At 28.9% G+C, this 13967-nt stretch carries 12 protein-coding genes; 5 read left to right on the forward strand and 7 right to left on the reverse strand.

Annotation, left to right across the window (positions count from 1 at the left end):
* Positions 1-48 precede the first annotated feature (48 nt).
* The gene (locus J7M77_RS09615) at positions 49-414 is read left to right on the forward strand and encodes a DUF6120 family protein (protein WP_296877915.1); all 366 of its coding nucleotides are present in this window, start codon (positions 49-51) and stop codon (positions 412-414) included.
* A 92-nt stretch (positions 415-506) separates the two neighbouring features.
* Here J7M77_RS09615 and J7M77_RS09620 read toward each other — a convergent pair whose 3' ends face one another.
* Entirely contained in the window at positions 507-1169 is a 663-nt protein-coding gene (locus tag J7M77_RS09620) for a DUF5680 domain-containing protein (RefSeq protein WP_296877917.1), read from the reverse strand.
* A 170-nt stretch (positions 1170-1339) separates the two neighbouring features.
* On the opposite strand from J7M77_RS09620, the gene J7M77_RS09625 reads away from it, so the two are divergent.
* Positions 1340-1888, forward strand: coding sequence for a TetR family transcriptional regulator (locus J7M77_RS09625; protein WP_296877919.1), 549 nt, complete (start codon positions 1340-1342; stop codon positions 1886-1888).
* The gene (locus J7M77_RS09630; RefSeq protein WP_296877921.1) at positions 1885-3510 is read left to right on the forward strand and encodes an ABC transporter ATP-binding protein; all 1626 of its coding nucleotides are present in this window, start codon (positions 1885-1887) and stop codon (positions 3508-3510) included. The genes J7M77_RS09625 and J7M77_RS09630 overlap by 4 nt, the downstream gene beginning before the upstream one ends.
* A 28-nt stretch (positions 3511-3538) precedes the next feature.
* On the opposite strand, the gene J7M77_RS09635 is transcribed toward J7M77_RS09630, so the two are convergent.
* From J7M77_RS09635 to J7M77_RS09650, 4 genes are all read right to left on the reverse strand, one after another.
* Entirely contained in the window at positions 3539-4951 is a 1413-nt protein-coding gene (locus J7M77_RS09635; RefSeq protein WP_296877923.1) for a glycoside hydrolase family 1 protein, read from the reverse strand.
* Between the two features lie 94 nt (positions 4952-5045).
* Positions 5046-6578, reverse strand: coding sequence for a PTS transporter subunit EIIC (locus J7M77_RS09640; RefSeq protein ID WP_296877926.1), 1533 nt, complete (start codon positions 6576-6578; stop codon positions 5046-5048).
* Complete coding sequence (locus tag J7M77_RS09645) at positions 6575-8449, reverse strand: BglG family transcription antiterminator (RefSeq protein WP_296877928.1); 1875 nt, start codon at positions 8447-8449, stop codon at positions 6575-6577. The genes J7M77_RS09640 and J7M77_RS09645 overlap by 4 nt, the downstream gene beginning before the upstream one ends.
* A 78-nt stretch (positions 8450-8527) precedes the next feature.
* A complete protein-coding gene (locus J7M77_RS09650) occupies positions 8528-9838 on the reverse strand; it encodes a PTS transporter subunit EIIC (protein WP_296877929.1) in 1311 nt (436 codons plus the stop codon).
* Between the two features lie 211 nt (positions 9839-10049).
* Between J7M77_RS09650 and J7M77_RS09655 the strand changes: the two genes are divergently transcribed.
* On the forward strand, positions 10050-10556 hold the full coding sequence (locus J7M77_RS09655) for a dihydrofolate reductase family protein (RefSeq protein WP_296877931.1): 507 nt from the start codon (positions 10050-10052) through the stop codon (positions 10554-10556).
* Positions 10553-11806, forward strand: coding sequence for a coproporphyrinogen-III oxidase family protein (locus J7M77_RS09660; protein WP_296877933.1), 1254 nt, complete (start codon positions 10553-10555; stop codon positions 11804-11806). The genes J7M77_RS09655 and J7M77_RS09660 overlap by 4 nt, the downstream gene beginning before the upstream one ends.
* Positions 11807-11834: 28 nt before the next feature.
* Here the strand turns inward: J7M77_RS09660 and J7M77_RS09665 are convergent, their stop codons facing one another.
* Positions 11835-12755 (reverse strand): aldo/keto reductase family oxidoreductase, encoded by a 921-nt coding sequence (locus J7M77_RS09665; RefSeq protein WP_296877935.1) that lies wholly within the window; start codon positions 12753-12755, stop codon positions 11835-11837.
* Between the two features lie 315 nt (positions 12756-13070).
* Positions 13071-13967: glucose PTS transporter subunit IIA (locus J7M77_RS09670; protein WP_296877937.1), on the reverse strand; the 897-nt coding region annotated here is incomplete at its 5' end.

The following is a 13967-nucleotide window of genomic DNA, read 5'->3' on the forward strand; positions in this document are numbered from 1 at the left end:
ATTTAACAGTTAATAATGCAATTTTAAAAATAATGGGGAGAGATGAAGATGAATAAAATAGCCAAAAAATATATCAAGGAATGTAAACAAACATTTCCATTTATCACTAAAAAAGAAAAAGCTTTTTTTAAACGATTAGAAGAAAATTTAGACGAGCATGAAGGAACATACCATGAAATATGCAGCCAGTTAGGAACTCCTAAAGAAGTAATGATTTCATATTTTGATAACTGTGAAGATGAATATGTAATAAAAAAAGCAGCTACCAGATCAACGGTAAAAAGAGGTATGTTAGTAATAATGGCAATGGTTTTAGCTGTTTGCCTGCTAACAATATACTATAATCAAATGATTTATAGAGAATATAAAAACTCTAGAATCATCGTTGAAGAAACCATTATTGAGGAGGAATAAATATAAATTTCTAATTAGCTTCTTTACATCAATTTAAAGCAAAAATAACATAAAATCTTTAATTAAAAATGCCAGAATACTCTGACATTTTTTTATTCAATCATCCCACCATGATACAAACACTCATATATTTTAGTTTCTTGATAAAAGATTACTTCTTTGCCATAAAAAAACTCAATTTTGCCTTCAACACTATTATAATAATGAAAATCCCCTTTAGAAAATCTTTCTGGTCCTCTAAACGGCTTATTTATAGGAACTTGTTTTAAAGCTGCTTTTAAAAAATCACCATCGAATCGTTTATCTAACACACGACCATAATAATTCATTGACCAAATTGGCAAATCATTTACATAAACCACTTCTTCACCAGAAAACTTTGATGCACCTACAAAAGAATCTAAATATTTATATTTGTCTTCTGTATATAAATAATCATGAGATGAACTTCTTGATGATTTAATTTTACCCTTTTTATTAGCGTAAGTTTCTTTTTTTGCAGTAACTAAAAAATAGGCAAGATCATTAGTTTCATTTGGATTTTCTTTAAAAGTGATACAATCATCATCTTTGATCAGGCTATCAATCGTTACTCCAAATAGTTTTGAAATATCAATTAAATATTCAATTCCTGGAATTACTATTCCTGACTCCCATTTAGTAACCATTTGTCTAGAAACGTTTAAGTGAGCAGCTAAATCTTCCTGTGACATCAGATTCTTTTTTCGATAATATTTTAATTTTTCATTAAACATTCTTTACTACCTCCACGAATTAATTATATGATAGTCTTAACTATTTCACTAGCAACTAAACCATACAAAAATGCTACTATTTAGTTAGTGGGAATTGACAAATATAATTTTAAAAGATAAAATAACAGATGTTATATAACAAATGTTATTATAAAGGAGGAAAATATTATATGCCACCAAAAGCTAGAATAACTAAAGAATTAATTCTTGAACAGGCCTTTGAAATTACTAGAAACGAAGGAATTGAATATCTTAATGCGCGCTCGCTTGCAAAAGCACTAGCATGTTCAACTATGCCCATTTTTAAAGTTTTTAAAGATATGAATGATTTAAAAGGTGCATTAAAGAAGATGATCGATCAATACTATGATCATTTTATTAATCAGTATCTTGATAAAAGTAATTATCTTTTTTCAATTAGTTATGCTTATATTAATTTTGCTTTACATGAACCCAAATTATTCCAAACTTTATTTATAACCGAGTTTATTCAAACTCGTTCAATTGATGAAGTTATCAACTCATCATGGAACCGGGAAACCATTGAAGCTAGTGCAAAGCAGTATCAAATTTCTATTAGTGAAAGTGAAGCTCTTTATCGTGATATTCGCTTTTACGCCCATGGCATTGCCACACAAATTTATGGTGGTAATATTGCATTATCTAAAGAAGAGATTCAATCTTTATTAAATAATGCAATTACAAAGTTTTTAACATGAAAAATATACAAATAATCAAAAAATATTTTATTGTAACTAAAGCTAATTACAAAATCACTTTATTATTAATCATTACTTCTCTTTTAAGTAATGGTCCTTATATGTTTACTAGTTTATTATTTAGTTTAACGATCAATTTTTTAGCTAAACAAAATAGTCAAATGGTAATACTAACCATGATGATTTATTTTATCTTAAAAATCATTTCTAAGATTTTTAGGATCATCAATTATCAGTTAGAAAAAAAGTTCCATAATGATATTTATCAAAAACTGCATAATTTGATGATTGAACAATTAGACATTGTTGATTTGGATTATTTTGATTGTCATAGTAAAGGAGAAATTTTAAATATCGTTAATAACGATATAAAAATACTAGCCGAATTTGGCAGTTGGTTATGTAATGCTATCTTTTTGTTGATTAATTTTTTAGTATCAATTGTCATTTTAAGTCAAATTAGTATTGGTTTGATGATTTTAGGATGTCTTGTTAATGGGATCGTCATCTATATTTTAAATATTTATAATGAACAATTTGAAGTATTAACCAAACAAGGAAAGATCAAAGCTGACGATGAAATGCAGTTTTATAGTGAATTATTATCCGGTTTAAAAGATATTAAAATATTTAATTTTCTAGATAAGTTACATCTTAATTATCAAAAACTTAATCAAGCTTATTTAAAGATTCATGATCTACAAATAAACAATAAAATCATCAGTAATATTATTAGTCCTAGCATTACGATGGCTACGGAAATAATTTTGATGATTTATGCCTGTTACAATTGTTTAGCTGGTAATTTTGAAATCGATACTGTTTTAATCATCCAGTCTTATTTTGGTACTTTATTTAGTTCATTGAGTGATTTTATTGCTACTTTAGGTGATTTGCGAATTAAAAATGTTTCAATTGAACGTTATCGTAATTTTATTTCATTGGAAAAGAATAATTATCTTGAAAATCAAAATGAACTAACAATTTCTAATTATCAGATTGATTTAATTGATTTATGTTTTGCATATAACAACAATATTATTTTTAATAATTTCAATTTAACGATCCAGCCAAATACATTAAATGCTTTAGTAGGTGCTTCAGGAACTGGTAAATCAACGTTATTCAATTTATTATTAAGATTTAAACAAATTCAACATGGTAAAATCTTAATCAGTAACCATTCAATTGAACAATATTCAAAAAAACAATATTCTAAAATTATCACTTGTGTTTTACAACAGGCTTATTTATTTAACTTATCGATCTATGAAAATTTTGCTTTGATCAATCCCGATTTAAACAAAATCAAAGAAGTCTGTAAACAAGTAGAAATTGATGACTTTATCATGTCTTTACCTGATCAGTATGATACAATTTTAGACAGTGATGCCACTAATTTATCAGGCGGTCAAAAACAAAGAATAGCAATCGCCAGAGCATTATTGCAGGATGCTAAAATATTACTACTAGATGAAATAACCAGTGCTCTTGATGAAAAGACTTCATTACAAATATTTAATACTTTAAAAAAACTGGCTAAAAATCATACTATTATTGTCATTTCTCATAAACCAAATGAATACAAGCAATGTCAAAATATCATTTATTTAAATAGCTAGTTAAAAAGGATAAGCACCCGCTTATCCCTTATAATTTTTGACCATTAGATGCAATTACTTCTTTATACCAGTTAAAAGAATCTTTTTCGTAACGTTTAAACGTACCTTGACCATAATCATCAACATCTACATAGATAAAGCCATAACGTTTAGACATTTGTCCTGTTGAACAACTAACCAGGTCAATACAACCCCAAGGAAGATAGCCCATCAATTCTACTCCATCTTGAATTGCTTCTTTCATTTGAATGATATGTTCTTTTAAATAATCAATCCGATAATCATCATGTACCTGACCGTTTTCTAACTTATCTACTGCTCCTAAACCATTTTCAACAATAAACAACGGTTTTTGATAACGATCATATAACTGGTTTAAATAAATTCTTAAACCTACACTATCGATTTGCCAGCCCCATTCACTTGTTTTTAAATGCGGATTTAAAACTCCCATCGACATATTTCCAACCATTTTTAATTTTGATTTATCATTTACAACAACACTAGACATATAATAGCTTAATGCTAAATAATCAGCTGGATATTTTTTGATCAATTCTAGATCACCGTCTTGAATTGATAATTTTACATTTAGTTCTTTAAACATTCTTTTACTATAAGCAGGATATTCTCCTCTTAACAAGACATCTGCAAAAAATAATGATTGTCTTGATTGTTGTAATTGTGCTAAAACATCATCTGGATTACATGAATAGGGATAACTCAACTGTCCTGCTAACATCATTCCTATTTTACTGTCAGGAATTATTTCATGACAGGCTTTAGTTGCTAGAGCACTGGCAACAAATTGATGATGTGCTGCCTGATAAATATTTTGAAATCGATTAGGATCGTCAAAGTCTTCGTAAAATCCACCGCCTAAAGCTGGCATAATTGCCAGAGTATTAATTTCATTAAAATTCATCCAGTATTTTACTTTGTTTTTATAACGTTTGAAGATAGTTATAGCATACTTTTCGTATAAAGAAATTAATTTTCTACTTTTCCAGCCACCATAATTTTGAACTAAATATAATGGTGTTTCATAATGAGTAATCGTTACTACTGGTTTGATATTATATTTAAGCATTTCATCAAACAAATCATCATAAAACTGTAATCCTGCTTGATTAGGTTCTGCTTCAATTCCTTTAGGGTAGATTCGTGACCAGGCAATTGATGTTCGTAAGGCTTTAAATCCCATTTTTGCAAACAGTTTAATATCCTCTTTATAATGATGATAAAAATCAATCGCTTGATGACTCGGATAATATTTAGTTTTATCAATATCTTTACCATAGTATTCAAACCGTTCTTTACCAACTAACAGTGTATCTGCACTACAAGGCAATTTTCCATCACTATCATAAGCTCCTTCTACTTGATGAGCAGCAATTGCTCCACCCCATAAAAAATTTTCATCAAAAATAAAATCTTCCATCTTTATAATCGCTCCTTTTCTAATAACTATTATAAAGTAACGGAAGATCTATCTCCTTATCACTATTTACCGCTAAATTATCATTTTTTCACTATTAACTGATAGTTTGTTTATCATACTCTTTAAAGAAAGGATAATAACATAATATATCAACAATCAATATCCCAATACATAACAATAATCCTAAATAACTATGATTAGTCAACAATGCACCAAGAGGAAAAGGCATATAAACACTAATTTCACTGCCGGTTGGAAAAGGAACTATCGCCAGTAAATCCATAAAAAGATAACAAATCATTAAATTAAGCAAAGGTATTGACACAAAGGGAATTGCCAACAAAGGATTAAAAACAATTGGTAATCCATAAATTAACGGTTCATTAATATTAAATAATGAAGTAGCCAGTGCTAATTTTCCTAATGTTTTATTTGCAGGTGATTTAGATTTAAAAATCATTAATAAATTCAAACCAAGTGTTGCTCCAACGCCACCAATAAAGACCCAGGGAATTAAAAACCAGTAAGGATAAGGTGCTGGCAAGTTAGCTGCAAAAGCATTAATATTAGCATAATACATGGTTGTATAAAGCGGAAAAATCAAAGCATAAATAAGCTGTGAACCGTGGATTCCAATAAAATATAATAATGATGATAAAAATACATAAATAGCAAAGCCCCAAACACCCTTAGAAATTGGTTCTAACAGAAATAAAATCGCCTGATTTAAAAATGTAAAAATATTATGATAAACTGTTAAAGTAAATAAATATTTTATTCCTAGATAAATCGATAACATGATAATTGTCGCAAAAGAGAATTTCATTAACTCATCTTTAAACAATTTCGTAATTTTTTGATAGCCTAATGAAAATAACAGTGCTGAAAGCATTGCTACAAATACCCCCGATGAATTAAGAAACTGCAAATCAATTAAAGCAGTATAAATACTTTCTAGACCACCTTGGATATTTAAATCAATTGGAATTAATAATAAATAACACGCCAAACTTAAAAAACCGGCAAATAAACAATCCATATATCCTTTTCGAAAATGATAAGCAACCGCAAAGCTATAAAACAAACCAATTGAATTAGAAATAACTAAAACTGGTATTTCTAAAAAATCCTTTAGATTCGTTGCTGTTAGAAAGTTCTGATAACTATTTCCTAAAGGAAGTGATAATAATAAAGAAAAAAGTGCCTGAACGATCATCAATGAACTTAAAGCGATTGATGAATTGACTAAAACTTTGATCAAACGATGTTTAGATAATTTAGTTAAATAATAAAAGATTTGATCAAATGGTTTTTTTATTGTCTTAGAATTTGTCGTTTCATTTAAAAACTCAATCAATAAAGCACATTCCATCTTTCCATAAATACTTTCGGGAATAACTTTTACTTGTAAGCATTTTTGTTGTAAACGTTTTAAATATTCAATACTTGGTTTAGTCTGTGGCGCAAATAATACTATGTCATAATCACTAATACTTTCTTCTACAAAAGTTTCACTTAATGAAAAAAATTGATAATCTAAACTATTTTCTTGTTGATATTGATTAAGTTTACGAATAAAAATTTTACTAGTGATCCCGCCACTGCAGCAAATTAAAACTTTTTTCATAAAATTTGCACCAGCTCATCATAACTAGTAACTTTATTTAACATTGCTAGCCAGTCTTGATCCATGATCAAATCAATTATATGCTCATTGATAAACTCACTTTCTTCTTTTGAATTTTGATTACCACAAATAAGAAAAATATATTTTACATAATTATTTTGCCATAAAATACTTTTTTTCAAAGTCACTAACATAATAATAGATTCATCAGTACAAAGAGAAGTTGGATGGGGCATAGCCACCAGATTGCCTACTTCGGTACTAGATAATTCTTCGCGTTGATAGATTAATTCTTTTAAAGAAAAATCTAGAGTATAATTTTGTTCAATATAATCACACATATAATTAATAATTTCATTTTTAGAATTAAATGCCTGTTGTAATAAAACATTATCTTCTTTAAGAAACGATTGAATTGAAAAATTCTTAGGATTATTTTCAAGTTGAATATCATCAAACAGATTTTCCATATAAATAACTGGTTTATCTAATGAATATTCAATTTTAACGGTACTAATAATATAATCAATTTTATCAAGATCTAATTTTTTAAGTGAGGCAGCATCATAAACCTGAACATGACTGCTATCAAGATTAAATTTTTTCATTAATCGTTTTTTTAGCAATGAGGCTGTAGCCATACCTGAACTGCACACTACAACAATATTTTTACTATTCTTTTTTTCATCCAAGCGTTCAATCGCCATGCTATAATGAAGAGCCAGATAACCTAATTCATCATCAAGAATCTGTTTATGATATTGATTTAAAATCACATCACCAGCAATTACAGCACATTCATAGCCTTTAGCCATTTTTAATTTTATATCTTTTAAAATCGGATTGGGCATATCTAATCCATACTGAATTCTTACTAATAAAGGCATCATATGTAACGATAATAATGTAAATAATTCAAAGTCATCATTGAAATCATAACCTAATTTAGTTTTGATTTTCTCATTGATCAGGGTAATTATTTGTTCCATTTCATGTGATATTGCAGTTGTTTGATCATCTAATATCGTTAGTTTTTTTCCAAATAAATGAATTCTTACATATTCAATTTCTTCTTTAGGAAAAATAATTGAAAAATGATTTTCTAATTGTTTGACAATATCATTAGCAATAACATATTCAATCTCATTATCTTCAAAATCAAGACTAGAAGTACTAATCACTTGTTTTTCCTTGATTCTTTCAATTGCCACTAATAAATGAATAATTAAATTATGAAAACCTACATCAGTTAGTTTGTAATTATATTTTTGTAAGCTTTTTAAAACTACCTGTTTAATATATTGACAATATTCTTTATCAATATGATATTCTTTCATAAAAGAATCTAAATTAGTTTTCTTTTTTTGAATGCAGCAGCGAACAAAACAAATTCGTTTATCCATTTCCTTTCCTACTAATTTTAAACCGTGTGCCGGCTTAGAATTAATAGTCAAATTATATTTTGCAAATTTATTTCTTACTTCTTTAAAGATCCGATTCATTGAAGAACGACTAATCCATAATTCATCACATAAATCATCTAATTTAAGATAATCATTACTAAAAATAAAACGATTCATTATATAAGCAATTTTATCTTCTGTTTCGCTTGGTACAATACTTTTATGTTCTTCTAATAATTCTTGCCAATTATCCTGATAACCATCTTCAATTTCAATGCTGTAGCCACTACGAAAATGAGATTTTATTTTAATACCAATTGAACTTAAATTCTTTTTATTACGATTAATATCTTCCCTGATTGTTCGATTGCTTACTCCTAAGATACTGGCAAGTTCATCACTAGTCATCGGTTTAGTAGCTAAAGCCAGCTGCAATACGATATTAATTATTCTACCTTCTAGTTCCATTAACAAACCCTCCGATTTTATTTAATTATACACAATTACTAAAACAACAAAAAGAGGGTTACCCCTTCTTGTTGTTATTTATGCTAATTCTTGCTGTTCATTTTTTAAATTAATAGAATCTTGACGTTTGAAGAATGGATAATAAATCACCAAATCAATAGCAACTAAGACAACTCCCCAAATCAAACCAGTAATTGAAGCGTTATTTAAAGCTTGGAAAAAACCAAATGGCATAAATGAATTAATTGCAGCTCCCGTTGGTAAAGCAACTAAACCAATTCTTGTTACTATTGATGATAAGAATAAATTAACCATTGGACAAGCAATAAATGGTACTGCTAAGTTAATATTCATCATGATCGGTGTTCCAAACATTAATGGCTCATTAATATTAAATAATGAAGTTACAAACGCTAATTTTCCTAGTGTTTTAAAATGCTGTGATTTTCCTCTTGCTACCATTAATAGATTTAAAGCTAAAGTTGAACCTACCCCGCCAATTAAGGTATAACATAGGAAATTCCATTCTGGATATGGACATGGATTTCCAGCGGCAAAAGCTGATAAATTCGCTAAAGTCATTGCATTATAAACTGGTGCCATAGCGGCATAAGTTACCATTGTACCATGGACACCAAACATCCATAAAACATGACCTACTAAAGTATACACAACAAAGCCCCAGAATCCGCCACCAACATTTGTAAGTGGCTGTTGTAATAAAGTATAAATTAAATTTTGAGCTGTTTTAAATGAAGTATATGACAATCCTGTTCTTACTAACATAAAGACAATAAATACTAATCCAGCTGGTATCATTGTTTCAAACATATTAGATACATTAGGTGGCACCGAAGCTGGCATTTTTATTTTAATATTTTTATCCAAACACCAAACATAAATTCTTGCTCCAATAATTCCGGCAAACATTGCTAGAAATAAACCGGTTGCTCCAAATGAAGAAACTGGTAAAACACTACCAATTATTTCAGACACTTCATTTCCCGAAGCATCTAATAAAGTAGCTGTTGTTTCAAACGGTGTTAAAAGCAATAATGCTCCTAAACTAATCATCGCTCCTGAAAAAGGATTTTTCCCAAATTCTTTAGCTGTAAAATAACCTAAAGCAATGACTAAATATAGTGATATTAAATCACTAGTGATCATAACTGGAAAATTTAAGATATCAACTAATCCCGTATCCGTCAAAAAATTAGTATACCAGTCACCTAACGGTAACGAACGAATCAACATGAAAATTGATCCACCAATTGTTAAAGCACTTACTCCCATAAAGCTATCCATGATAATTCTGACATAGCGAGCATTAGTCAATTTATCAATATTTGGTATGACTTTTTCACTAAAAAATTGTTTCAATTTACTCATTATTTACTCCTCCCTTTCTTGATTAAATCATACCAAGTTATTTAAATAAGTTGAAATTCATTATTTTCACTCAAATTTTGATCTATTTGACATTTTATGAACTAGATATTAATTATTATATGGCTTTTTATTTTATATTTAAAGATAATTAAGTTTTCTCATTTAGATAATATGATAAAATATGGGTAATAATAGATAACGAGGTGAATTTATGGCAAAAGTTGTTTTATATGTAGCGATGAGCCTTGATGGCTATATTAGTGATTGTAACGGAAAAGTTGACTGGTTAAATGAACAGGAAGAAAATGATAGTTATGAAACTTTTATTCAAGACATTGATACGATCATTATGGGCTGGAATACTTATCATCAAATAGTTAGTGAACTTTCTTTAGATAAATGGATTTATGAAGATAAAACTACTTATGTGATTACTCATCGAAAGATGGCTTCGAGTAAATCGATTATCTTTACCGATGAAGACCCTGGTAATTTAATTAAACGAATCAAAAATCAAAATATTTGGATTTGTGGTGGTGCTAATCTTGTTAGTCAATTAATTCAAAAAGATTTAATCGATATTTATCATCTTACAATTATTCCGATCATTTTAGGTGACGGTATCGCTTTATTTAATCAATCTAAACGTCTTGATTTAAAATTAGCTGATACTAAACGTTATGGTAATATGGTCGAGATGATTTATTTTAGAAAATGAGCTGTTTAACTAACCTAACAAGAATGTATCTAACTAGATCCACCAAACCATTTCAATTTAAAAGTGAAGCTGATGACTTATTACCATATAATACATGTAATCAGCTTGGTTTATATGTTCATATTCCTTTTTGCAAGTCTATTTGCAATTTTTGCCCATATTGTAAAACTATTTATGACACGGAAAAATGTAATCAGTACATAAATGCCTTACTTGAAGAAATAACAATGGTAGCCAAACAATCACCTGATAAAAAAACAGTAACTAGTTTATATATAGGTGGTGGCACTCCAGCTTTAGCTATTGATCATCTATCAAAAATAATTGATACGATCAGCCAGTATTTTATCATCACCGAAGGAATTGGTATTGAACTGCATCCTGATGATGTAACAATTCCCTTATTAAAAAAATTAAAAGCAGCTGGTATAACTAAAATAAGTATTGGTATCCAGTCTTTTTTAAATAAATATCAAACAGTATTAAAACGAAAAGCAATTGATTTAAATAAGTTGCAAACTTCTTTAGCCAGTATTAATTTTGAAACAGTATCCATGGATTTTATATTTGCTTTGCCTGATCAAACCTTTAGTGATTTAAAAGCCGATATTGATATGGCTTTTAAGCTTGGAGCCAATCATATTGCCATTTATCCTTTCATTGATTTTACTTTTACTACTAGTAAAGTTAAAACAATGAAGAAAAAGAAAAAAAGACAACTGTTAGATCAAATAACTTTATATTGTTTAAAGCAAGGTTATCAGCGAACTTCAATTTGGACCTTCGCTAATAATAAAAATGCCTTGTATTCTTCAATGACTCGAAATAATTTTTTAGGCTTTGGTACTTCAGCAACTACATTATTAAATGATCAATTTAAGATCAATACTTTTTCAATCGAAGAATATTGCAACCGAATTAATCATAAAAAATTACCAACATCACTTACTCTACGTTTTACCGTTAGACAAAGAATGATTTATTATTTATTTTGGAATGCTTATGGCATGGAGATAAACAGTGATGATTTTAAACAGTTTTTTAATGTATCTTTAAATAAAATGTATGGATTAGAATTAACGATTGCGCGTATACTTGGGTTTTTAACTAAAGAAAACAATTGTTATAAACTAACTTTAAAAGGTGCTTTTTATTATCACTATTATGAAAATTTTTATACTTTAGCTTATATTGATAAGATGTGGGGATTATTAAAAGATGAAGCTTTTCCAGCTAAAATGGATCTATAATAAAAACGTGGAAAAAACCACGTTTTTATTATGGTAACGGTTTATCGCTTGCTAAATAGAGATCATACCATTGTTGTCTAGTAAGTTTTACATCTACTGCTTTAACTATTTTTGTTAAATGTTCAGGTGAAGTAGTTCCTGCAATTGGCTGCATCTTAGCTGGATGTCGTAATAACCAGGCAATCGCAATTGCCGTTTTATCAACATGATAAAGTTGTGCCAGTTTGTCTAGTTCATCATTTAATTTTTGATAATCAGGATTATTGATAAATGTCCCTTCAGCCCATGAAGCTTGTAATACACTCCAAGGCTGGATCAAAATATCATTTAAACGGCAAAAATCTAAAACCCCACCATCTTTATCCTGAGCCCAGGCTTCTTTCATATTCATATTTAAACCGGCATCAATCATTACTGAATGAACGATCGATAATTGTAACTGATTAATAATCAATGGATATTTGCAATACTTTTGTAGTAATTTAATTTGATATGGGGTATGATTAGATACTCCAAAATATTTAACTTTTTTACTTTGATATAATTCATCAAAAGCTTCAGCTACTTCCTTAGGATCACATAAAGCATCGGGACGATGTAATAATAAAATATCCACATAATCACTATTTAATCGTTTTAATGATTCATTAACACTATTAATAATATGTTCTTTAGAAAAATCATATCGTTTACCTGGAACGATACCACATTTAGTTTGAATGATCATCTTTTGGCGATATTCAGGATGCATTTTTAAAACTTCACCAAATAGCATTTCTGATTTACCGCCACCATAAATATCGCTATGATCAAAAAAATTAATTCCTAAATCTAATGCTGTTTTAACCAATCTTTCTACCTCTGCGCCAGTTTTGTCAGCAATACGCATACAGCCAAGGGCAATTCTAGAAACTTTTAAATCTGTTTTAGGTAATTGAATATATTCCATGTCGCTACTCCTTATTATATTCTTTACTCTAATTCTAACAAATCTCCATTTAAATAAAAAGCTTTTTATCTTGATATTAAAAAAGATGTCCTGATAGACATCTTGAACTATTTATTTAGCGAAGAGTGTAGTTATAGGCAAGCGTAGATATAATATTTTTGATATTTAATTAAACCAGTTCAATATCCGCTCACATTTTATATTAAACTACTTTTTTAAATATCCAGTGACACTCTTCACGACAAGGTTATTATATACTTGTACGTATATGTTGTCAATAAAAAGAAGATGATTTTTACATCATCTTCCTATCTTTTATCCATTAATTTCTAAGATATCTTGATCAACATGATTTACTTCATCAAGATCTTTTAAAGTGATATGTTGACCACCAGTAAATACAACAGGTGAAACAACTGATTTACCATTTTTAATAACATAATCAATATCTACTTTAGCTAAAGCTTGACCAGCTTTTACTTGATCACCAACTTCAACATAGCTTTCAAAACCATTACCTTCTAATTGAACAGTATCCATACCGATATGAATTAAAATTTCAACACCATCAGCTGCTCTTTTTAAACCATAAGCATGTTTAGTTGGGAAAGTCATGATTACTTCACCATCAAATGGAGCAACAACTTTACCATCAGTTAATTCTACTGCAAAACCTTCTCCCATCATTCCTTGAGAAAATACTTGATCTTCAACTTTACTTAAAGGCATGAATTTACCTTTCATTGGACTAACGAATACCGCTTCACCGTTTGTTTCAACAACCATTTCTTGATTAGCAGCAGCTTCTTTTTTAGCAGCCCCTAATTTCTTTTTACCAACGATTAATGTTAATACAAATGGAACAACGATTGCCACTGCCATTGCAAGAATGAAATATACCCAGTATTCTGATTTAATTGAGATGATTCCTGGTAAACCACCAACACCAATACTAAATGCTTCTACCCCAGCACCAACTGAAATTACTGCTGCGATTGCAGAACCGATCATACCACAAACTAATGGGAATCCATATTTTAAGTTAACCCCGAATAATGCTGGTTCAGTAACTCCTAAATAACATGAAATACATGCCGGAACGTTAACTTGTTGTGCTTTTTCATTATCTTTTTGTAAAACTGTCATAGCAAGAACACTTGAACCTTGAGCAATGTTAGATAAAGCGATCATTGGCCATAAAATAGTTCCACC

This window comes from Thomasclavelia sp., from assembly GCF_017889095.1.
Lineage (GTDB): Bacteria > Bacillota_I > Bacilli_A > Erysipelotrichales > Coprobacillaceae > Thomasclavelia.